We start from the raw sequence: 20,992 nt of genomic DNA, 5'->3' as shown, positions 1-20,992 counted from the left end.
GGCAGTTCAGGCAGCGGCCCTCGGGCCGCTGCCTGACGCGCTACAGTTTGTCTCTTTTTCTTCATCGGCATATCCATGGCCTTTACACCTCATGATATGCCTCGCCCACGAAATCACGGATAGGTCCCTGCGGGTCGCCCGTTTAGCGTGTAGCTGAGGCCGCGATGCGGCTACCTGCGCAGGCAGCTCCGCTTACCGATCATCTTCCCGCACCGAAGACGGATGCCGGCACAGCGCCCGCACTTCCATCTCCATATACGGGAACAGCGGCAACTGGCTCAGCAGGTCATGCAGTTGCTGCACGCTTTCGACGTCGAAGATGCTGACGTTCGCATACTGCCCGGCGATGCGCCACAGATGCCGCCAGGTCCCTTCGTTCATCAGCCGCTGGCACATCGCCTTTTCTTCCGCCTTCAGCGTGGCCGCCTTGACCGGATCCATGTCCGTCGGCAGACGGACGGTCATTTCCACATGAAACAGCATCCTGCACTCCTTGCGTTGTCGGTTCGTCGAATCGGAAGGTCGCTCACGCCTGCGCGCGGGCCCGCTCGACTTCGCTGCCCGGCACGTCCTGCTTTTCCTTGAGCAGCGAGAAATCGAAGTCGATCAGCGCGAACTGACCGTCGACGCCATACGGCTTGCCTTCCGCGCCTTCGGCCTGCTTCACCGGCGGAATCAACCCGTCGCGCGTCGCGAAGGCGAAGTCGTCCCACAGATGCGGATCGCCATCGATGTTGATCTGCGTCGTCAGCTTACGATAACCGTCCGCCGAAACGAAGAAGTGAATGTGCGCCGGACGATGGCCGTGGCGGCCGAGCTGGTCGAGCAGTTGCTCGGTCTTGCTGCCCGGCGGCACGCTGTAGCCGACCGGCAGCACGCTGCGGAAGCTGTAGCGGCCTTCGGCGTCGGTGCGGATCGAGCGGCGCAGGTTGAACGCGGGCTGCGACTGATCGAAGTACGAGTAGTTGCCGAGATGGTTCGCGTGCCATACCTCGACCAGTGCGTTCGCGATCGGCGCGCCGTCCTGGCCGAGCACCTGGCCGCGCATGATGAGCGTCTGGCCCGGATCGGTGCCGTCGTCGAGACGCGCATGGCCGACCGATTCCGGCGCACCGGCGACATACAGCGGCCCTTCGATCGTGCGCGGCGTGCCGCCCTGGATGCCGGCTTTTTCCTCGGCTTCGTCCATGCGGACGTCGAGGAAGCGCTCGAGCCCGAGGCCCGCGGCGATCAGCCCGAATTCGCGGCCGGCTTCGTTCAGGTAGTTCAGCGCCGTCCAGAATTCGCTCGGCTGCACGTCGAAGTCCTCGATCGTGTAGCAGATGTCTTTCACGATACGGTTGACGATCGCGCGCACGCGCGGGTTGCCCGGCTTCTCGGCGGCGTCGTCGAAGGTCTTCAGCAGTGCGTCGATGGCTTGCTTGTTCATCTGTGTCTCCGGTTTCGGTTGTCGTATGGGGATCAGCGGGCGTCGCGTCGCATCCGTTCGATGCGGGCCCAGTCGAAGGTGATGCCGAGGCCGGGCGCTGCCGGCAGGTGCAGCTTGAAATCCGCGTAGCGCAGCGGCTCGACGAGGATCTCCTCGGTGAGCAGCAGCGGGCCGAACAGCTCGGTACCCCATTTCAGCGAGTCGAACGTGCTGAACAGCTGCGCGGACGCCATCGTGCCGGCCGCGCCCTCGAGCATCGTGCCGCCGTACAGTTCGATGCCGGCCGCCGCCGCGATCGACGCGACGCTCGCCGCACCCTGCAGGCCGCCCGATTGCGCGATCTTCACCGCGAACACGTCGGCCGCGCGATCCTGCGCGAGCGCGAACGCATCGACGGGGCCGTGCAATGCCTCGTCGGCCATGATCGGCACCTGCGCCAGTTGCGTGAGGCGTTTCAGTCCCGCGCGGTTGGTCGCGGCAATCGGCTGCTCGACGAGGCTCACGCCGGCTTCCGCCAAGCGCGCGCCGGCCCAGATCGCGTCGGTTTCACTCCATGCCTGGTTCACGTCGACACGCACGTCGCCGCGTTCGCCGAGCGCGCGCTTGATCGCGATCACGTGCGCGACGTCGTCGGCCACCGCGTTCGAGCCGATCTTCAGCTTGAACGCTCGGTGGCGGCGCGCGTCGAGCATCGCCTCGGCTTCCGCGATGTCGCGCTGCGTGTCGCCGCTCGCGAGCGTCCAGGCGACATCGATCGCATCGGTCCGGCGGCCGCCGAACAGTTCCGACAGCGGCACGCCGAGGCGGCGCGCCTGCGCGTCGAACAGCGCGGTCTCGATCGCGCACTTCGCGAAGCGGTTGCCCTGGAACAGCTTGCGGGCGCGCGCCAGCGCAGCGCCCGGGCGGGTCGCGTCCATGCCCTGCAGCAGCGGCGCGAAGTAGGTGTCGATGTTGACCTTGATGCTTTCGGGGCTCTCCTCGCCGTACGCGAGACCGCCGATGGTGGTCGCCTCGCCGACACCTTCGATACCGTCCGTGCATCGAACACGCACCAGCACGAGGGTCTGGCAATTCATCGTGGCGACCGACAATTTGTGGGGCCGGATCGTTGGCACGTCGACGAGCAGCGTCTCGATGCGTTCGATGGTGGCGGCAGTTGCTATCATGCGATTCCTCCTGTTGGTGCACATGGTAGGAATTCCCGCCCCGCGTCGTCCAACACTCTTTCCGACTACTTCCATACCTTTGAGGCATGAAATGGAATTGCGTCAGCTCCGCTACTTCATCGCCGTCGCCGAGGAAATGAACATCACGCGGGCGGCGGAGCGGCTGCACATGACGCAGCCGCCGCTCAGCCGCCAGCTCCAGGCGATCGAGGACGAAATCGGACTGCCGCTGTTCGAGCGCGGCGCGCGGCCGCTGAAACTGACGGATGCGGGGCGCGTGTTCTATGCGCAGGCGAAGCGCCTCGTCGATCAGGCCGACGAACTGGGCCCGCTGACGCGGCGGCTCGCGCAGTTGTCGGAGCGGATCGTGATCGGCTTCGTGCCGTCGACGCTGTACGGCGCGCTGCCGGACGTGATCCGCGCGTTTCGCGAGGCGCAGCCGGACGTCGAGTTGTCGCTGATCGAGATGTTCACGCTCGAGCAGCTCGGGGCGTTGAAAGGCGGGCGGATCGACGTGGGCTTCGGCCGGCTGCGCTTCGACGACGACCAGCTGGTGCGCGAGGCGCTGATCGAGGAAAAGCTGATCGCGGCGCTGCCGGTCGGGCATCGGCTCGCCGATCCGGCCCGGCCGCTGACGCTCGCGGACATCGCGAGCGAGACGCTGATCGTCTATCCGAGCACGCCGCGGCCGAGCTTCGCCGATCAGCAGCTGTCGGCGCTGCGCGACGGCGCGCTGGTGCCGGCGGCCGTTCACGAGGTGCGCGAGCTGCAGACGGCGCTCGGGCTGGTGGCCGCGCAGGTCGGCGTGTCGCTGGTGCCGGAGAGCGTGGAGGGCGTGCGCGTGAAGGGCGTGGTCTACCGGCGGTTGCCGGAGCCGGCCGCGACGTCGCCGATCATCATGAGCCGCCGGCTGCACGGAGAAAGCGCGGCGACGGCCGCGTTTTGCGCGATTGCGCGGGAGATGATCGTGCCGGTGGGGTGACGATCGTCGTCGCCGCTATAAATCGCAACTAACGGTCGGTTTCGGCGAACGCCGGCAAACGCCGAGAGGGCATCGTGATCTCGTGCCGTTTCGTTCAACGTCGCGGGCCAGCCGTGCAAGCACGCCGGCCGCGCGCGCATGCGCGACGACGTCACCGCTTCCCGTCGAGCGTTTCCGACGGCGATTCCCCGAACTTCTCCCGATACGCGATCGCGAACCGCCCCAGGTGCGTAAACCCGCAATCGAGCGCGACATCGGCGATCCGCCGGTCGGACACCGCGCCGCGCAGCAGCTCGCGCGCGTGGTCGAGCCGCGTCGCGCGCAGGTATTGCATCGGGCTCATCCCACGGAACTGCAGGAACGCGTCGCGCAGCGTCCGTTCCGGCACGTTGGCGGCCTGGACGATATCGGCGAGTTGCAGCGGTTGCGCGTAGTGCGCGTTCACGAACTCCTGCGCGCGGCGCACGAAGCCCGGCGCCGGGTCGCGGTGCGACGCCTGCAGCACGGACGGCGGGTGGCCCTCGATCAGCAGGTCGATCAGAAGATGCTCGAGCTGAGAGGCGACGCGCGGGTTCGCGCTCGCGCGTTCGAGCAGTTCGGGCGAGCGGGCGACGAGCATCAGTTGCTGGCGCCACGCGGCGAGCGCGGCGTCGCTGACGTGCAGCACGGGATCGAGCGTCGCGCGCGGGTCGCCGGTCAGCGAGCCGACGGTCGCCGCGTCGATGCGCAGCACGAACTGCTCGCAATCGGCCGACAGCACCGCGTCGAAGCGTTCGCCGGGCGCACACAGCACGCCGGTCTGGCCGTCGACGCCGAGCTGCCGCCCCATCGCGCGCACCTCGGCCTGGCCGGACAGGCAGAACATCAGCAGGTAGTAGCCGTCGACCGCGTCGACCTGCACGCGCATTGCATCGCCGAACGCGATCGTGCCGATCCCGAGCCCGCCGAGCCTGACGAAATCCATGTGCGACGCACCCCGCGTGCGGCCGCTCGGCAGCAGCGCATGCGGCTGCATCACGCGCGAGATCCGCTCGCGCGTCTCGTCGAGATCGCGGGATTCGAACAGCCGGTGCGCGCGCAGCGCGAGCGGCTCGAACGACGTTGGGGACATGGGCATCAGCCTTGGTGTGGACGGCGTGCGCGTCGATCCGATCAATGGGTCGCGATCGTGCGCCGGGTCGTGTGTGCCGTCATGCTAGCGCAGAAATCCGCCGAAAGTGGATATTGCACCGCCGCAATCGCACTTTCCGGATAGACGGCGAATATTAGCTTTTCAAAAATCGGCTCCATGCATTCAACGCAACGGATCGACAAGGAGTCCGACATGGAGCAGACAGAATCGCCCGTCGTTTTCGCCGCGCGCGGCGACGCGTCCGACGTGGATTTTCCGCACGACGACGGCTCGCGCGTGCCGTACAAGGTGTTCAGCTCGCGCGCGGTCTACGATCGCGAGCAGGAACGCATCTTCCGCGGCCCGACGTGGAACTTCGTCGCGCTGGAAGCGGAAATCCCGAACGCCGGCGACTTCAAGAGCACGTTCGTCGGCGACACGCCGGTAGTCGTCACGCGCACCGAGGACGGCGCGCTGTCCGCTTGGGTGAACCGCTGCGCGCATCGCGGCGCGCAGGTGTGCCGCAAGTCGCGCGGCAACGCGAGCTCGCACACCTGCGTCTATCACCAGTGGAGCTTCGACAATTCCGGCAACCTGCTCGGCGTGCCGTTCCGGCGCGGCCAGAAGGGGATGTCCGGGATGCCGGCCGACTTCGACCCGAAGCAGCACGGGCTGCGCAAGCTGCGCGTCGACAGCTACCGCGGGCTCGTGTTCGCCACCTTCAGCGACGACGTGATGCCGCTGCCCGACTATCTCGGCGAGCAGATGCGCCCGTGGATCGACCGGATCTTCCACAAGCCGATCGAGTATCTCGGCTGTACGCGCCAGTATTCGAAGTCGAACTGGAAGCTGTACATGGAGAACGTGAAGGATCCGTATCACGCGAGCATGCTGCACCTGTTCCATACGACCTTCAACATCTTCCGCGTGGGGATGAAGGCGCGCTCGATCCCGGATGCGAACCACGGGCTGCACAGCATCATCACGGTGACGAAGACGGGCGACGACACGTCGGCCGCGTACAAGCAGCAGAACATCCGCTCGTTCGACGAAGGCTTTCATCTGGAAGACGAATCGATTCTCGACCTCGTGTCGGAATACGACGAGGACTGCACGAACCATATCCAGCCGATCTTCCCGCAGCTCGTGATCCAGCAGATCCACAACACGCTGGTCGCACGGCAGATCCTGCCGAAAGGCCCCGACAACTTCGAACTGATCTTCCACTTCTTCGGCTACGCGGACGATACGCCCGAGCTGCGCGCGCTGCGCATCAAGCAGGCGAACCTCGTCGGGCCGGCCGGCTACATCTCGATGGAGGACACGGAGGCGACCGAGCTCGTGCAGCGCGGCACGGTGCGCGACGGCGACGCGACGTCGGTGATCGAGATGTCGCGCGGCAATCCGGACCAGCAGGACACGGTGATCACCGAAAGCCTGATCCGCAAGTTCTGGGTCGGCTACCAGAAGCTGATGGGCTATTGAAGCGGGAGCGCGGAACGATGGAAAACCTGACGGAAGACATGAAGACGTGGTTCGAGATTTACATGCTCCAGAACCGCTATATCGGGCACCTCGACAACGACCGGCTCGAAGCATGGCCGACGATGTTCACCGAGGACTGCACGTACGAAATCGTGCCAAAGGAAAACGCCGACCTCGGGCTGCCGGTCGGGATCGTCCACTGCACGAACCAGCGGATGCTGCGCGACCGCGTGGTGTCGCTGCGGCACGCGAACATCTACGAAGAGCACACGTACCGGCACATGACGTCGGGCCTCACGATCGTCGCGGAACGCGACGGCGAGATCGATACCGAGAGCAACTACGTCGTCGTGCAGACGCGCAGCAACGGCGAGTCGAACGTGTACCAGGCCGGCAAGTACTACGACACGGTCGTGCGCACGCCGGACGGGCTGCGCTACAAGACCAAGCGGGTGATCTACGACACGTCGCGCGTGCAGACGCTGCTCGCCACCCCGATCTGATACGGAAGCAAGGAACCGACATGACCGAAGCAACGCTCGCCGAGTGGCATCCGCTCGGCGCTTTCGACGAATTCTCCGAAGACGAACCGGCGGCGCGCGTCGCCGGCCAGAAACCGATCGCCGTGTTCCGGATCGGCGACGAACTGTTCGCGATGCACGATCTCTGCACGCACGGCCATGCGCGGCTGTCCGAAGGCTACGTGGAGGATGGCTGCGTCGAATGTCCGCTGCACCAGGGGCTGATCGACATCCGCACCGGCGCGCCGAAATGCGCGCCGATCACGGAGCCGGTGCGGACCTATCCGATCCGGATCGTCGACGGGCAGGTGGAAGTCAATGTCGGCTGATCCGTTCGTGATCGTCGGCGCCGGGCATGCCGCGCGGCGCACGGCCGAAGCGCTGCGCGAGCGCGACGCGGCGGCGCGCATCGTCATGATCGGCGCGGAGCGCGAGCTGCCGTACGACCGGCCTGCGCTGTCGAAGGACGCACTGTTGACGGACGGCGGCGAGCAGCGTGCGTTCGTGCGCGACGCCGCGTGGTACGACGTGCAGCGCATCGAGCTGCGGCTCGGTACGCGTGTCGATGCGATCGAGCGCGATGCGCAGCGCGTGCGGCTCGACGACGGCACGACGCTGGCTTATGCGCGGCTCGTGCTCGCGACGGGCTCGCGGGTGCGCATGTTCGGTGGTGAGATCGACGCAGGCGTCACGCCGCATTACGTCCGCACGGTCGACGATGCACGTGCGTTGCGCGCGCAGCTTGCGCCGGGCCGCCGCGTGGCGGTGCTCGGCGGCGGGTTCATCGGGCTGGAGGTCGCGGCGGCGGCGCGCCAGCTCGGGTGTGACGTGACGGTGATCGATCCGGCGCCGCGCCTGCTGCAGCGCGCGTTGCCGGAAGTGGTCGGCGCGTATGCGCATCAGTTGCACGATGCGCGCGGCGTGGTCTTCCAGATGGCGACGCTGCCGCGCGCGATCCGTCGCGCACCGGGCGGCGGCGCGATCGTCGAGACCGATCACGGCGACGTGCCGGCCGATCTCGTCGTGGTCGGCATCGGTGTGGTGCCGAATGTCGAGCTGGCGCAAGCAGCGGGGCTCGATGTCGACAACGGGATTCGCGTCGACGCGGGCTGCCGCACGGCCGATCCGGCGATCTTCGCGGCGGGCGAGGTGACGATGCACTTCAATCCGCTGCTCGGGCGTCACGTGCGGATCGAATCGTGGCAGGTGGCCGAAAACCAGCCGGCGGTTGCGGCCGCGAACCTGCTCGGCGCCGACGAGACTTATGCCGAGCTGCCGTGGCTGTGGTCCGATCAGTACGACTGCAACCTGCAGATGCTCGGGCTGTTCGGCAGCGAGCGCACGATCGTCGTGCGCGGCGATCCGGCGAGCGGGCCGTTCACGGTGTTCGGCCTGGGGGATGACGGCAGGATCGTCGCGGTGGCGGCGGCGAACCTGGGGCGCGACATCGGCGCATCGCGCCGGTTGATCGCGGCGGGGGCGGTGCCGGATCCGGTGAAGCTTGCGGATCCGGGGGTGAACCTGAAGACGTTCATGTAGCGGGCGTTCGGTCGTCCGGGGCGGCTTACGGCAGCGATGCCGGCCGGCGCCGTGCGCGCTCCGTCGGTCGGCTCCGGCGGGGCGCTGCCCCGCGCGAAGGGGGCAGCAATGTTTGTCGGCAGCCCCGCAACCGGTGCATATTAGCGGCATCGTTCGCCCGACCGGTTGCCCATGACGCCAGACAAAGCCCTCGAACTGAAACGCAGCAAGCGCCGCGCGCTGTGGCTGCTGCTGGCCGCCGTCGCGGTGTTCGTCACGACGATCCTGCTGCCGCGCGGCCCGTGGGTCGACGGCGTCAAGGCCGTGGCCGAAGCCGCGATGGTCGGCGCGCTCGCCGACTGGTTCGCGGTCGTCGCGCTGTTCCGCCGCGTGCCGATCCCGTTCGTGTCGCGCCACACCGAGATCATTCCGAAGAACAAGGACAAGATCGCCGACAACCTCGCGGTGTTCGTGCGCGAGAAATTCCTCGGCCCCGACGCACTCGCCGCGCAGATCCGCCAGCACGATCCCGCGCAGAAACTCGGCGCGTGGCTCGGCGAGCCGGCGAACACCGAGGCGCTCGGTGGCTACGTGACGAAGCTGATGAGTTTCGCGCTCGACATGACCGACGACGCGCGGATCCAGTCGTTCGTGCACGACGCGTTTCGCGCGGTGATCGACCGCATCGACCTGTCGCAATCGGCCGGCGCGATCCTCGACACGCTGACGAAGGACGGCCGCCACCAGGTGCTGCTCGACGACGCGATCGAACAGGTGGTCGACGTGCTCGACAAGGAGGAGAACCGCGAGGTGATCGCGGGCTTCATCGTCGAATGGCTGAAGACGCAGTACCCGAAGGTCGAGAAGATCATGCCGACGCAGTGGTTCGGCGAGAACGGCGCGCGGATGCTCGCGAGCGCGGTGAGCCGTGTGCTGGAAGGCGTGACGGCCGATCCCGAGCACGAACTGCGGCAACGTTTCGACCGGACGGTCCTGCGCTTGACCGAGCGGTTGAAGCACGATCCCGCGTTCATCGAGAAGGGCGAGGAGATCAAGCGCTATGTCCGCGACGGCGCCGCGTTCAACGACTATGTGCGCGACCTGTGGGATCAGTTGCGCGCGTGGCTGAAGGCCGATCTCGCGCGCCCCGATTCGGCGCTGCACCGGCAGGCCGCGATGCTCGGCGGCTGGCTCGGTGCGCGGCTCGCGGAGAGCCCGGCATTGCGTGCGTCGCTGAACGAGCACGTGGAGAAGGCCGTGCACGAGATGGCGCCGGATTTCGCGGATTTCCTGATGCGTCACATCCGCGACACGGTGCGCAACTGGGACGCGCGCGAGATGTCGCGGCAGATCGAGCTGAACATCGGCAAGGATCTTCAATACATCCGCATCAACGGCACGCTGGTCGGCGGGTTGATCGGGCTCGGCTTGTATCTGGTGTCGCTGGTGCCGCGCTGGGCGGCCGGCTGGCTGCACTGACGCGGCCATGGGTATCGCGCGGCGGGCGAGACGGGCCGCGCCCGCGCATCATGCGTGCGCTTTCGAGCCGTGCAGCTGCAGGCCGAGCGCCTTGATGACCTTCAGGATCGTGCCGAAGCTCGGGTTGCCGTCGTGCGACAGTGCCTTGTACAGCCCTTCGCGCGACAGGCCCGCATCGCGCGCGACCTGCGACATGCCGCGTGCCCGTGCGATCACGCCGAGCGCATGCGCGATGAAGGCCGGATCGTCGCCGCCTTCCTGCAGGCACGCTTCGAAGTAGTCGGCCATGTCGTCTTCGGTTTTCAGATGATCGGCCGAATCCCACGGCCGGGTGCTGATCTTGTCCATCGGTTACTCCATGTCGAGATGCGCGAGCATCGCGTGCGCGGCGCGGATGTCGGCCTGTTGCGTCGATTTATCGCCGCCGCAGAGCAGGATGACCCAGATCGTTCCGCGCCGGACGTAGTAGACGCGATAGCCGGGGCCGTGGTCGATCCGCATCTCGACGACCGGCGAGCCGGCGGACTTCCAGTCGCCCGGATTGCCCATCGAGAGGCGGTCGATGCGTGCCTGGATGCGGCGCTTCGCGACGCGATCCGGCAGGCCGGCAAACCAGGTGTCGAAGACGTCGGTGGTCCGGATGCTGAACGTAGGCGCACTGTAGGGCATGGATTGCAGTATGTCAACCATGGTTCACAAGTCTGATGGGTCGAATTTCGATGCCGCCACAGTAGGGCCACGCGCTTCGCTTGTGTGCCAAATGGCCGTTCGGCCGAAGTCGGGATCTTCCGAATCCGTCTACAATCAAAAACGTTCTTGCCGCCCGTGCGTGTTTGCCGCGCGCGGGCGGATCCGTTTGTCCTCCGGTAGCCGGAGGCGCCGCCGTGCAGCGCGTGCCGCGCGGCGGGCAGTGCCGTGGTTTGTGTCCAGTAGGTAAAGCGTCCGCGTGCCGTAGGCCGGCGCGCGTTCTGAACGCTGCGTGTCCGTAGGCCGGGCAGGCGGCATCAACCGAGAGTCCCCCATGAAAGCATCGGATCTGTTCGTGAAGGCGCTGGAAGCCGAAGGCGTCGAGTACGTGTTCGGCATTCCCGGCGAGGAAAACCTCGATCTGCTCGAATCGCTGCGGCGATCGAAGATCAAGCTCGTGCTGACCCGGCACGAGCAGGCGGCCGGATTCATGGCCGCCACCTACGGCCGCCTGACGGGCCGCACCGGCGTGTGTATCGCCACGCTCGGGCCCGGCGCGACGAACTTCGTGACGGCCGCCGCCTATGCGCAGCTCGGCGGCATGCCGATGCTGATGATCACCGGGCAGAAGCCGATCAAGTCCAGCAAGCAGGGCCACTTCCAGATCGTCGACGTGGTCGACATGATGCAGCCGCTCACGAAGTTCACGCGGCAGATCGTGTCGATCGGCAATATCCCGTCGGCCATACGCGAGGCGTTCCGCCGCGCGGAGGAAGAGCGCCCGGGCGCCGCGCACCTCGAGCTGCCGGAAGACATCGCGCACGAGGAGGGCGACGGCAAGCCGATCCCGCGCAGCTACAGCCGGCGGCCGGTGGCCGAGGAGAAGGCGGTCGCGCATGCGGTCGACGCAATCCAGGCCGCGCGGCATCCGCTCCTGATGATCGGCGCGGGCGGCAACCGCAAGACCACCTGCAAGATGCTGCTCGAATTCGTCGACAAGACGGGCATCCCGTTCTTCACGACGCAGATGGGCAAGGGCGTGATCGACGAGACGCATCCGCTGTGGCTCGGCAACGCGACGCTGTCCGACGGCGATTTCGTGCACCGCGCGATCGAGCATGCGGACTGCATCATCAACGTCGGTCACGACGTGATCGAGAAGCCGCCGTTCTTCATGCGTACCGACGACAAGACCGTGATCCACGTGAACTTCCTCGGCGCGCAGGTCGATCCGGTTTATTTCCCGCAGATCGAGGTGGTCGGCGACATCGCGAACGCGGTGTGGCAGATGAAGGAAGCGGTGACGCCGCAATCGCACTGGGATTTCGAGCGCTTCCGGATGATCAAGGCGCATTTCGACGCGCATCTGCAGAAAGGGCAGCACGACTCGCGCTTCCCGATGTACCCGGTGCGGATCGTCAACGATCTGTACAGCGCGATGCCGGTCGACGGCATCGTCTGTCTCGACAACGGGATGTACAAGATCTGGTTCGCGCGCTACTGGCGCGCGCACGAGCCGAATTCGCTGCTGCTCGACAACGCGCTCGCGTCGATGGGGGCGGGGCTGCCGTCGGCGATCGCGACGAAGATCGTGCATCCGCAGCGCAAGGTGATCGCCGTGTGCGGCGACGGCGGGTTCATGATGAATTCGCAGGAGCTCGAAACCGCGGTGCGGCTGAAGCTCGACCTCGTCGTGATGATCCTGCGCGACGACGCGTTCGGGATGATCCGCTGGAAGCAGGAGAACATGAATTTCCCCGATTTCGCGATGACGCTGCAGAACCCCGATTTCGTCGCGTATGCGCAAAGCTACGGCGCGCGCGGGCACCGCGTCGAATCGGCCGACGATCTCGAGCCGCTGCTGCGCGAGTGTTTCTCGTCGCCGGGCGTGCACGTGATCGACGTGCCGATCGACTATTCGGACAACGAGCGCGTGTTGAACCGCGAGATCAAGCGCCTGTCGGCGCAACTCTGAATGTTACGTTCACAGGAAGGAGTCGTTCCATGTTGAAGGAAACCTATCCGTACTACCTCGCCAACGAGGCCGTCTACGCGAACACCGATCTGGAGGTGACCGACAAGTTCAGCGGCAAGGTCGCGACACGCGTCGCGCTGGCCGACGCGAAGGCCATCGACGCGGCGATCAGCGCGGCGGTCGATGCCGCGAAGCCGATGCGCGAGTTGCCGGCCTACAAGCGGCAGGCCGTGCTCGACCATTGCGTCGCGCGCTTTCGCGAGCGCTTCGACGAGCTGGCCGAGGCGCTGTGCATCGAGGCCGGCAAGCCGATCAACGATTCGAAGGGCGAAGTGACGCGGCTGATCGACACGTTCCGCGTGGCGTCCGAGGAATCGGTGCGTATCGACGGCGAAATCATCAACCTCGAGATCTCCGCGCGTGCGCAGGGCTATACGGGCTACACGAAGCGCGTGCCGGTCGGCCCGTGCTCGTTCATCTCGCCGTTCAACTTCCCGCTGAATCTCGCCGCGCACAAGGTGGCGCCCGCGCTCGCGGCCGGCTGTCCGTTCGTGCTGAAGCCGGCGAGCCGCACGCCGATCGGCGCGCTGATCATCGGCGAGGTGCTCGCGGAAACCGACTTGCCGAAGGGCGCATTCTCGGTGCTGCCCGCGCATCGCGACGGTGCCGACCTGTTCACGACCGACGAGCGGTTCAAGCTGCTGTCGTTCACGGGTTCGCCGGCCGTCGGCTGGGCGTTGAAGGAGAAGGCCGGCAAGAAGAAAGTCGTGCTGGAGCTCGGCGGCAACGCGGCCGCGATCGTCGATGCGGATCAGCGCGACCAGCTCGACTACGTGGTCGAGCGCCTTGCGTTCGGCGCGTATTACCAGTCGGGCCAGAGCTGCATCGGCGTGCAGCGGATCCTCGTGCATGCCGACCTGTACGATGCGCTGCGCGAGAAACTGATCGCGAAGACGCGTTCGCTGAAGATGGGCGACCCGAAGGATCCGTCGACGTTCGTCGGCCCGATGATCTCGGAATCCGAGTCGCGCCGGCTGTCGGGCTGGATGGACGCGGCCGTCGCGGCGGGCGCGAAGATCGTCGCCGGCGGCAAGGTCGATGGCGCGATGTTCGAGGCGACGCTGCTGGAAAACGTCGGGCACGAGCAGGACCTGTACCGGAAGGAGGCATTCGGCCCCGTTGCGATCCTCGAGAAGTTCGACCGGTTCGACGAGGCGCTCGCGCGCGTGAACGACAGCGACTTCGGGCTGCAGGCCGGCGTGTTCACCGACTCGCTCGCGCATGCGCAGCGCGCGTGGGACGAGCTGGAGGTCGGCGGCGTCGTGATCAACGACGTGCCGTCGTTCCGCGTCGACAACATGCCGTACGGCGGCGTGAAGGATTCGGGCCTCGGCCGCGAAGGGATCCGCTACGCGATCGAGGACATGACCGAGCCGCGGCTGATGGTCGTGCGGCGCCGGTAACGCGCGGGCAGGCGGCGCGGTGCCGCGACGGCACGCGGGCGGGCGATCGGGCCGGCCCGCGTGCCGTTTTTCATGGCGCCGCGCGCATTGGGCAGGCGCCGGGCCCGCACCGTGACCGCCTCGCACGGCGGGCGGCTCGAACGCGCTCGACTGCGGGCCTCGCCTCGTGATGTAATCGCGCGAAACTGCCGACCGGGGTACGACACCGGAACGCGCGAATTCATTCTTCACGAGGTCGATTCATGTCCCCCGTCTCGGCATTCAAGCTGGTTTTGTTGTCATTTCTCGCGATCGTCGCGCTCGAATGCATCGCCAAGCGGCTGCGATTGCCGCCCGCGGCCGCGCTGCTGATCGGCGGCATCGGCATCGCGTTCATTCCCGGCCTGCCGCCGATCAATCTCGATCCGGAACTGGTGCTGCTGGTGTTCCTGCCGCCGCTGCTGATGGACGGCGCGTACTTCTCGGTGTGGGAGGAGTTCAAGCGCAACGTCGGCGGCATCCTGCTGCTCGCGATCGGCGCGGTCGTGTTCACGACGTTCGCGGTCGGCTTCGCCGTGCACTGGGTGGCGCCGTCGCTGCCGTGGGCCGCGTGCTTCGCACTTGGCGCGATCGTGTCGCCGCCCGACGCCGTGGCAGCGAAGGCCGTGCTCGAGCGCGTCGCGCTGCCGCGCCGGCTGATGGTGCTGCTCGAAGGCGAAAGCCTGCTGAACGATGCGGCCGGCCTCGTGCTGTTCCGCTTCGCGGTCGTCGCGGCGCTGTCGGGCACCTTCAGCCTCGGCCACGCGGTCGTGGGTTTCGCGGAGCTCGGGCTCGGCGGCGTGGTGGTCGGCTTCGCGGTCGGCAAGCTCGTCGTGTGGTTCCTCAAGCTGCTCGACGACGACTATCTCGTGATCACCGTCGCGGTGATCGCCGGCTGGATCGCGTATATCGCCGGGGAAATGGTCGAAGTGTCCGGCGTGATCGCCACGGTCACGGCCGGCATGATCGTCGGCTGGCATCAGCACGAGGTGTTCTCGGCGGCGGTGCGCACGCGCGGCACCGCGTTCTGGCAGGTCATCGTGTTCCTGCTCGAAGCGATGGTATTCGTGCTGATCGGGCTGTCGCTGCGCGGCGCGATCCACCGGCTCGGCGGTTTCGAGCAGGTGCTCGCCACGATGGTGCCGCCGATGCTCGCGGTGCTGGCGGCGGTGATCGTATCGCGCTTCGTGTGGATCTACGCGGTCGAGGCGCTGAAGTGGCCGGTGCGCGGGATCGCGCGGCGCGGCGAAGCGCCCGACTGGAAGGCCGCGACGATCATGAGCTGGGCCGGGATGCGCGGCGTCGTCACGCTGGCGATCGCGCTGTCGCTGCCCGAGGCGATGCCCGGCCGCGACGTGATCCTGGTCGCGTCGTTCGCGGTGATCCTCGTCACCGTGCTGCTGCAGGGCACGACGATCGGGCCGCTGATCCGGCTGCTGCGCCTGCCGCAGCGCGAAGAACGCGCGTCGCACCACCTGACCGAGCCGCAGACGTGGGCATACGTCGAGGCGGCGCAGCTCGCGGCGATCCAGCCGCTCGTGCGCGACGAGAACGGGGTCGTGATCCATCCGCGCCTGCTCGAGCAGTACACGTATCGCGCGGAATTGACGGAAAGGACCAAGAACGAGCCCACGTATCCGGCTGAAGTGCGTGCCGCGCACTACGACGTCGTGCTGGCCGCGATCCGGGCCGGGCGCGCGGAACTGTTGCGCCTGCACCGTTCGGGGCGCATCCACGACGAGATGCTGCACGCGCTCGAACGCGACCTCGACCTGCAGGAAGTGTCCGCGCAGCACGCGCGCGGGTAGGGCCGCACACCTTCGTCACGTCGCCATCGAGCGGCCGGCGTCAGCCGGCCCGAAGCGCGCCCGGTCGATCGTTGCCCGGCGCGCTTTTTTCTTTCGCGCGCCCGCCGATTCGACGGATATTCATCCGGCCCTCAAATGCGGCGGCAGGCAGCCTTGCAGCGCATGCAAGCCTTATCGCGCGGGTCTCGCAAACGTTATCGTGTTTCGAATCCGGAAATGATCCGATTTAACTGTTTCCGTCTCTTTCTGCATATTTGGCAAAACTAAACCGGATTGAGATAGATGCTGTGTTCTAATTTCATTTAGAATCAGCCGGTTATGTTTATTGAGAGAAAGGATGCGGAGGTAATACGGCCGCCAACGGGGAGAAATCGGCGTCCAAAACCCTGCAAGGCGGTGCCGACAGGCCAATTCGGCGGAATCAGGCGGGGTTTTCAACCGCTGAAATAAGATAGCGTCCAAGTCTGATAAACAACTCCTATGAAAGAATCGATTGGAGAATCGGCGTTTGAAACTGTATTTATGAAAGAATCGAGCGGTGATAATGCCTCGGATTGTCTTGAATCGGGGTTATCGGTCCTTCTCGTCGACGATCAACCGTTCGTCGGCGAGGTGATCCGCCGCGCGCTGCGCAGCGAACATGACATCGACCTGCACGTGTGCACCGACGCGCACCGGGCGATGGCGGTCGCGCGCGACGTGAAGCCGACGGTCATCCTGCAGGATCTCGTGATGCCGGAGATCGACGGCCTCGATCTGGTCCGCGCGTGGCGTGCGGACGCCGGCACCGCTCGCGTGCCGATCATCGTGCTGTCCGCGAAGGAGGAGCCGATCGTCAAGCGCGAGGCGTTCATCGCCGGCGCGAACGACTATCTGGTGAAGCTCCCCGACGCGATGGAGCTGGCTGCCCGCATCCGCTATCACTCGAATTCCTACCTGATGTCCCGGCAGCGCGACGAGGCGCTCGATTTCCTGTCGCACGACATGCGTTCGCCGCAGACGTCGATCCTCGCGCTGCTCGACGTCTACCGGGCCGAGCACGGCGAGATGCCGGCGATCATGGAGCGCATTGCCGGCCATGCGCGGCGCGCGCTCGCGCTCGCCGACGGCTTCATCCACCTGACCCGCGCGCAGTCCGAGCGCCGCGCGCACGAGGTCGTGAGTCTCAACGAGATCGTGCTCGACGCCGTCGACCAGCTGTGGGAGAAGGCGGCCGGGCTCGGCAGCCGGGTCGCCGCGCACGTGCCCGATACCGAATGCGTGACGATGGGCGACCGCATGATGCTGACGCGCGCGGTCGCGAACCTGATCGACAACGGGCTGAAGTACGGCCCGGCCGGCACGGACGTGCACTGCACGCTGGGCAGCGAGGACGGCGCCTGGCTGATCGGTGTCGAGGACACCGGCGCGGGAATCGCGCCGGCGCAGCGCACGGCCGCGACCGAGTCGTTCGTGCAGCTCGAATCCGCGCATGGCGCGGCGCGCGGCGGCTTCGGCCTCGGGCTCGCGTTCGTCCGCGCGACGGCGGCGCGGCATCGCGGCCAGATCCTGATGCGCAATACCGCGCGCGGCTTCATGGTCGCGCTTCGGCTGCCGGCGCAAGCGGAGCGGTGATGTCGCGGCGCGGCCTGCCGGCGCCGTGCTGCCCGAGAGACCCTGATGTGCTCGTGGTGCGCCGTCCGGCGCGCCGGCGGGCGTGGATTTTTTCAACGCTGATTTTATAAAGCCCATAACGAACATGGCCACCGTGACGCCCCGCGCGACCAATGAAAGCCTGCATCCGACGATCGGCGCTGCCCGGCTGACGCTCGGCAATCGCATCCTGCTCAGCTTCGGCGTGCTGTTCGTGCTGATGCTGGTGACAGCCGGCGTGTCCTACGAGCGACTGCGCGCGATCAACAGCGAAGCCGTCAGCATCGAGCGCGACTCGCTGCCCGGCGTCTACCTTGCATCGTCGCTGCGCGGTTCGGTCAACGAATCGTTCATGCTGCTGCAGCAGGCGACGTTCGTCGAAACCGATCCCGACAGCGTGCATCGCGATCTAGCGAAAATCGCCGATGCGCTGAAGGAAGTCGAGGCGTTGTCGGTCGACTATCAGAGCACGACGTTCCGCGACGACGACCGGCAGCGCTTCGCGGCGTTCCGCGGCGCGTTCGACCACTACGTGCCGCTGCTGAACGACGCCGTGCAGAAGAGCCGCGTGTCGCGCGAGGAGGCCGTCGCCGCGTACGGGAAAGTGCTGCCCGCGTGGACCGAGGTCGTGCGCAACGCGAACGTGCTGGTGCAGGAAAACCGCAAGTTCGCCGAGCAGTCCGCGAAGCTGATCCGCGAATCCGTGCAGGACACCGAGGTCGTGCTCGTCGGCGCGCTGACGATCATGCTGCTGTCCGCGCTCGGGCTCGGCTACCTGCTGTACCGGTCGGTGACCGTCCCGATGGCGCGGCTCGTCGAGGTGCACGACGTGATGCGCACCGGCAACCTGACGCGCCGCCTCGACCTGCGCCGCCGCGACGAATTCGGCACGCTCGAGACGGGCTTCAACCGGATGGCCGACGAGCTGACCGAGCTCGTCGCCCGCGCGCAGCAATCGTCGCTGCAGGTGACGACGTCGGTGGCCGAGATCGCGGCGACGTCGCGCGAGCAGCAGGCGACCGCGAACGAAACCGCGGCGACGACGACCGAGATCGGCGCGACCTCGCGCGAGATCTTCGCGACGTCGCGCGACCTGCTGCGCACGATGAACGAGGTGGCCGGCGTGGCCGAGCAGTCGGCGACGCTCGCGGGCGTGAGCCAGAGCGGGCTCACGCGGATGGGCGAGACGATGCGCAGCGTGATGGACGCGGCCGGTTCGGTGAACGCGAAGCTCGCGATCCTCAACGAGAAGGCGCTGAACATCAACCAGGTGGTCGCGACGATCACCAAGGTGGCCGACCAGACCAACCTGCTGTCGCTGAACGCGGCGATCGAGGCCGAGAAGGCCGGCGAATACGGCCGCGGCTTCGCGGTCGTCGCGACCGAGATCCGCCGCCTCGCCGACCAGACGGCGGTGGCGACCTACGACATCGAGCAGACGGTGAAGGAAATCCAGTCGGCGGTGTCGGCGGGCGTGATGGGGATGGACAAGTTCTCCGAGGAAGTGCGCCGCGGGATGCTCGACGTGCAGCAGGTCGGCGGGCAGCTGTCGCAGATCATCGCCGAGGTGCAGACGCTCGCGCCGCGCTTCCAGATGGTCAACGAAGGGATGCAGACGCAGGCGAACGGCGCCGAGCAGATCACGCAGGCGCTGTCGCAGCTGTCGGAGGCCGCGCAGCAGACGGCCGAGTCGCTGCGCCAGTCGTCGCAGGCGATCGACGACCTGACGCTCGTCGCGAACCAGTTGCGCACCAGCGTGTCGCGCTTCAAGGTCGACGCGTGACGCGCGCCGACCCGCAGAACGGCGTCCACGCGCTGTTCCTGATGTTCGAGCTCGATGGCGGGCGCTATGCGCTCGACGCAGCCGGCATCGACGAGGTGCTGCCGCTCGCGGTCACGAAGGCCGTGCCCGGCGCACCCGACTGGATCGCCGGGCTGCTGATGCGCGGCGGCCAGCCGGTGCCGGTGATCGACGTGCCGATGCTGGCGCTCGGGCGCCGCGCCCATGCGCTGCGCTCGACGCGGCTCGTGTTGGTCCGCTATCGAGCGGACGAAGCGGGCGGCGAGCGCACGATCGGGCTGATCGTCGAGCGCGCGACGCAGACGATGCGGATCGACCGCGCGGCGTTCCGCTCGAGCGGCATCTCGACCGCACGCACGCGCTGGCTCGGGCCCGTCGCGAATACGCCCGATGGCGTCGTGCAGCAGGTATCGGTGTCCGACCTGATCGACGACGTCGCGCGCCTGTATCTGTTCGACGGCCTGCCGGGCCACGGGGGAGAGTCCGCATGAAAGAGTCCGAATCGCGATTTCGCGGCTGGCTGCTGCGCGAGACCGGCATCGACCCCGATTCGCTCGGCAACGATTTCCTGACCCGCGCGCTGACGGAACGCGTGCACGCGCTGCAGGCGGACGGCGAGCGTCTGCCGTCGGCGGCGCGGCCGCCCGTCACGCAGGACGCGCTCGACGCTTACTGGCAGCAGCTCAATGCGTCGGCCGACGAGCGGCGTGCGCTGATCGAGCTGTTCGTCGTGCCCGAGACCTGGTTCTTCCGCGACCGCGAGGCCTTTGCGACGCTCGCGCGGCTCGCGACGGAGCGGCTCGCCGCGCTGCCGGGCCGGGTGATCCGCGTGCTGAGCGCGCCGTGCTCGACGGGCGAGGAGCCGTATTCGGCGGCGATGGCGCTGCTCGACGCGGGGCTCGACCCGGCCAGCTTCACGATCGACGCGATCGACCTCAGCACGCGCGCGATCGAGCAGGCGCGGCTCGGCTGCTACGGGCGCAATGCGTTCCGCGGCACCGCGACGGAGTTTCGCGCGCGGCACTTCACGCCGACCCGCGACGGCTGGCTGCTCGACGAGCGCGTGCGCGCGTGCGTGCAGTTCAGTCAGTCGAATCTCGTCGAACCGGCCGTGGATACCGGCATTCGCTACGATTTCGTGTTCTGCCGCAACGTGCTGATCTACTTCGATCGCGACGCGCAGGATCGCGTGATCCGCTCGCTCGACGCGCGTCTGGCCGACGACGGCATGCTGTTCGTCGGTCCCGCCGAAACGGGCGTCGCGATGCGGCACGGGATGCGCTCGGCGCGCGTGCCGCTGGCGTTCGCGTTTCATCGCGAGCCCGCCGCGGCGGCGGGCGATGTATTCGCGGCCCGGCCGGCGGCGCCGCTGGCGGCGGCCGCGCCGTATCGGCGCGCGGAGCGTTTCACGGTCGCGCCGCTCGCGGCGACGCGCTCGGTGCTGGCGGTCGCGCCGCCGGCGTGGCTCGGCGACACGCGTCAGCCGTTCGCGGCGGCGCCGCCCGCCATGCACGCGGCCGCGTTCGACGCACGGGGCGACCTGCCGGTGACGGCGGCCGAACCGGCCGCGTCGAACGCACCGGTTGCGGAGCGCGCCGCGCCGACGCTGGAAGACGCGCAGGCGCTGGCGAATGCCGGCGCGTTCGACGAGGCCGAGCGCGTGCTCGCGCAGTTTTCGGCGCGCGTCGGTCCGCATGCCGATGCGTTCTACCTGAACGGGCTGATCGCGGACGCGCGCGGACGCGCCGCCGAAGCCGGCGACTTCTACCGGAAGGCGCTGTACCTGCGGCCCACGCACCACGAAGCGCTGACCCATCTCGCGACGCTGCTCGACGTCGGCGGCGATCGTGCGGGCGCGCAATGGCTGCTCGAGCGCGCACGGCGCTCGGCCGGCTGACAAGACGATGGGTTGGGAAC

At 67.3% G+C, this 20,992-nt stretch carries 19 protein-coding genes; 13 read left to right on the top strand and 6 right to left on the bottom strand.

From position 1 onward, the window contains the following. Window positions 1-192: 192 nt before the first annotated feature. From catC to LGM56_RS08900, 3 genes are read right to left on the bottom strand one after another with little or no spacing between them, the layout of a single operon-like run. Entirely contained in the window at window positions 193-483 is a 291-nt protein-coding gene (catC, locus tag LGM56_RS08910) for a muconolactone Delta-isomerase (RefSeq protein ID WP_011355923.1), read from the bottom strand. A gap of 43 nt (window positions 484-526) precedes the next feature. Further along, a complete protein-coding gene (gene catA / locus LGM56_RS08905; protein ID WP_039344784.1) occupies window positions 527-1,429 on the bottom strand; it encodes a catechol 1,2-dioxygenase in 903 nt (300 codons plus the stop codon). Between the two features lie 32 nt (window positions 1,430-1,461). Next, a complete protein-coding gene (locus LGM56_RS08900; RefSeq protein ID WP_226204197.1) occupies window positions 1,462-2,595 on the bottom strand; it encodes a muconate/chloromuconate family cycloisomerase in 1,134 nt (377 codons plus the stop codon). Between the two features lie 91 nt (window positions 2,596-2,686). Here LGM56_RS08900 and LGM56_RS08895 point away from each other — a divergent pair, with 91 nt between their 5' ends. Beyond that, complete coding sequence (locus LGM56_RS08895; RefSeq protein ID WP_226204195.1) at window positions 2,687-3,577, top strand: LysR family transcriptional regulator; 891 nt, start codon at window positions 2,687-2,689, stop codon at window positions 3,575-3,577. A gap of 151 nt (window positions 3,578-3,728) precedes the next feature. Here LGM56_RS08895 and andR read toward each other — a convergent pair whose 3' ends face one another. Then, complete coding sequence (gene andR / locus LGM56_RS08890) at window positions 3,729-4,688, bottom strand: anthranilate 1,2-dioxygenase regulatory protein AndR (protein WP_089497471.1); 960 nt, start codon at window positions 4,686-4,688, stop codon at window positions 3,729-3,731. A 213-nt stretch (window positions 4,689-4,901) separates the two neighbouring features. On the opposite strand from andR, the gene andAc reads away from it, so the two are divergent. From andAc to LGM56_RS08865, 5 genes are all read left to right on the top strand, one after another. Next, window positions 4,902-6,173, top strand: a complete 1,272-nt coding sequence (gene andAc, locus LGM56_RS08885; protein ID WP_226204193.1) for an anthranilate 1,2-dioxygenase large subunit AndAc — start codon at window positions 4,902-4,904, stop codon at window positions 6,171-6,173. Window positions 6,174-6,190: 17 nt separating this feature from the next. After that, window positions 6,191-6,676: an anthranilate 1,2-dioxygenase small subunit AndAd gene (gene andAd / locus LGM56_RS08880; protein ID WP_089443060.1), complete on the top strand. Its 486-nt coding sequence runs from the start codon at window positions 6,191-6,193 to the stop codon at window positions 6,674-6,676. A gap of 20 nt (window positions 6,677-6,696) precedes the next feature. After that, window positions 6,697-7,023: an anthranilate 1,2-dioxygenase ferredoxin subunit AndAb gene (gene andAb / locus LGM56_RS08875; protein ID WP_006479527.1), complete on the top strand. Its 327-nt coding sequence runs from the start codon at window positions 6,697-6,699 to the stop codon at window positions 7,021-7,023. Beyond that, window positions 7,013-8,233 carry an anthranilate 1,2-dioxygenase system ferredoxin--NAD(+) reductase gene (gene andAa / locus LGM56_RS08870; protein WP_226204191.1) on the top strand — a complete coding sequence of 407 codons (1,221 nt, stop codon included), beginning with the start codon at window positions 7,013-7,015 and terminating at the stop codon, window positions 8,231-8,233. Before andAb ends, andAa begins: the two co-directional genes overlap by 11 nt. A 171-nt stretch (window positions 8,234-8,404) precedes the next feature. After that, window positions 8,405-9,691, top strand: coding sequence for a DUF445 domain-containing protein (locus tag LGM56_RS08865; protein WP_226204189.1), 1,287 nt, complete (start codon window positions 8,405-8,407; stop codon window positions 9,689-9,691). A gap of 48 nt (window positions 9,692-9,739) precedes the next feature. Here the strand turns inward: LGM56_RS08865 and LGM56_RS08860 are convergent, their stop codons facing one another. Beyond that, entirely contained in the window at window positions 9,740-10,039 is a 300-nt protein-coding gene (locus LGM56_RS08860) for an addiction module antidote protein (protein ID WP_069251007.1), read from the bottom strand. A 3-nt stretch (window positions 10,040-10,042) separates the two neighbouring features. Next, window positions 10,043-10,360, bottom strand: a complete 318-nt coding sequence (locus LGM56_RS08855) for a type II toxin-antitoxin system RelE/ParE family toxin (RefSeq protein WP_260431186.1) — start codon at window positions 10,358-10,360, stop codon at window positions 10,043-10,045. Window positions 10,361-10,712: 352 nt separating this feature from the next. Here LGM56_RS08855 and LGM56_RS08850 point away from each other — a divergent pair, with 352 nt between their 5' ends. The 7 genes from LGM56_RS08850 (at window position 10,713) to LGM56_RS08820 (ending at window position 20,972) form a co-directional block, all read left to right on the top strand. Further along, complete coding sequence (locus LGM56_RS08850) at window positions 10,713-12,353, top strand: acetolactate synthase large subunit (protein WP_226204185.1); 1,641 nt, start codon at window positions 10,713-10,715, stop codon at window positions 12,351-12,353. Between the two features lie 29 nt (window positions 12,354-12,382). After that, the gene (locus LGM56_RS08845; RefSeq protein ID WP_226204183.1) at window positions 12,383-13,816 is read left to right on the top strand and encodes an aldehyde dehydrogenase family protein; all 1,434 of its coding nucleotides are present in this window, start codon (window positions 12,383-12,385) and stop codon (window positions 13,814-13,816) included. Window positions 13,817-14,058: 242 nt separating this feature from the next. Then, complete coding sequence (locus LGM56_RS08840) at window positions 14,059-15,642, top strand: Na+/H+ antiporter (protein WP_089497465.1); 1,584 nt, start codon at window positions 14,059-14,061, stop codon at window positions 15,640-15,642. Between the two features lie 480 nt (window positions 15,643-16,122). Next, entirely contained in the window at window positions 16,123-17,256 is a 1,134-nt protein-coding gene (locus tag LGM56_RS08835; protein WP_319000751.1) for a hybrid sensor histidine kinase/response regulator, read from the top strand. 124 nt (window positions 17,257-17,380) lie between these two features. Next, window positions 17,381-19,057, top strand: a complete 1,677-nt coding sequence (locus LGM56_RS08830; RefSeq protein WP_089497463.1) for a methyl-accepting chemotaxis protein — start codon at window positions 17,381-17,383, stop codon at window positions 19,055-19,057. 41 nt (window positions 19,058-19,098) lie between these two features. Next, on the top strand, window positions 19,099-19,566 hold the full coding sequence (locus LGM56_RS08825; RefSeq protein ID WP_264170849.1) for a chemotaxis protein CheW: 468 nt from the start codon (window positions 19,099-19,101) through the stop codon (window positions 19,564-19,566). Next, entirely contained in the window at window positions 19,563-20,972 is a 1,410-nt protein-coding gene (locus LGM56_RS08820) for a CheR family methyltransferase (protein WP_226204179.1), read from the top strand. Before LGM56_RS08825 ends, LGM56_RS08820 begins: the two co-directional genes overlap by 4 nt. Window positions 20,973-20,992 lie beyond the last annotated feature (20 nt).

The sequence above is a fragment of the Burkholderia sp. AU38729 genome (genome assembly GCF_020419725.1).
Taxonomy (GTDB): Bacteria; Pseudomonadota; Gammaproteobacteria; order Burkholderiales; family Burkholderiaceae; genus Burkholderia.
The sequence above is the reverse complement of the archived record's forward strand: the minus strand, read 5'-3'. Positions and strand labels throughout refer to the sequence as shown.

Excerpts from the sequence above, each read along its gene's own strand:
- catC (WP_011355923.1), bottom strand. The coding sequence starts at position 483 with ATGCTGTTTCATGTGGAAATGACCGTCCGTCTGCCGACGGACATGGAT.
- catA (WP_039344784.1), bottom strand. The coding sequence starts at position 1,429 with ATGAACAAGCAAGCCATCGACGCACTGCTGAAGACCTTCGACGACGCC.
- LGM56_RS08900 (WP_226204197.1), bottom strand. The coding sequence starts at position 2,595 with ATGATAGCAACTGCCGCCACCATCGAACGCATCGAGACGCTGCTCGTC.
- LGM56_RS08895 (WP_226204195.1), top strand. The coding sequence starts at position 2,687 with ATGGAATTGCGTCAGCTCCGCTACTTCATCGCCGTCGCCGAGGAAATG.
- andR (WP_089497471.1), bottom strand. The coding sequence starts at position 4,688 with ATGTCCCCAACGTCGTTCGAGCCGCTCGCGCTGCGCGCGCACCGGCTG.
- andAc (WP_226204193.1), top strand. The coding sequence starts at position 4,902 with ATGGAGCAGACAGAATCGCCCGTCGTTTTCGCCGCGCGCGGCGACGCG.
- andAd (WP_089443060.1), top strand. The coding sequence starts at position 6,191 with ATGGAAAACCTGACGGAAGACATGAAGACGTGGTTCGAGATTTACATG.
- andAb (WP_006479527.1), top strand. The coding sequence starts at position 6,697 with ATGACCGAAGCAACGCTCGCCGAGTGGCATCCGCTCGGCGCTTTCGAC.
- andAa (WP_226204191.1), top strand. The coding sequence starts at position 7,013 with ATGTCGGCTGATCCGTTCGTGATCGTCGGCGCCGGGCATGCCGCGCGG.
- LGM56_RS08865 (WP_226204189.1), top strand. The coding sequence starts at position 8,405 with ATGACGCCAGACAAAGCCCTCGAACTGAAACGCAGCAAGCGCCGCGCG.
- LGM56_RS08860 (WP_069251007.1), bottom strand. The coding sequence starts at position 10,039 with ATGGACAAGATCAGCACCCGGCCGTGGGATTCGGCCGATCATCTGAAA.
- LGM56_RS08855 (WP_260431186.1), bottom strand. The coding sequence starts at position 10,360 with ATGCCCTACAGTGCGCCTACGTTCAGCATCCGGACCACCGACGTCTTC.
- LGM56_RS08850 (WP_226204185.1), top strand. The coding sequence starts at position 10,713 with ATGAAAGCATCGGATCTGTTCGTGAAGGCGCTGGAAGCCGAAGGCGTC.
- LGM56_RS08845 (WP_226204183.1), top strand. The coding sequence starts at position 12,383 with ATGTTGAAGGAAACCTATCCGTACTACCTCGCCAACGAGGCCGTCTAC.
- LGM56_RS08840 (WP_089497465.1), top strand. The coding sequence starts at position 14,059 with ATGTCCCCCGTCTCGGCATTCAAGCTGGTTTTGTTGTCATTTCTCGCG.
- LGM56_RS08835 (WP_319000751.1), top strand. The coding sequence starts at position 16,123 with ATGAAAGAATCGATTGGAGAATCGGCGTTTGAAACTGTATTTATGAAA.
- LGM56_RS08830 (WP_089497463.1), top strand. The coding sequence starts at position 17,381 with ATGGCCACCGTGACGCCCCGCGCGACCAATGAAAGCCTGCATCCGACG.
- LGM56_RS08825 (WP_264170849.1), top strand. The coding sequence starts at position 19,099 with ATGTTCGAGCTCGATGGCGGGCGCTATGCGCTCGACGCAGCCGGCATC.
- LGM56_RS08820 (WP_226204179.1), top strand. The coding sequence starts at position 19,563 with ATGAAAGAGTCCGAATCGCGATTTCGCGGCTGGCTGCTGCGCGAGACC.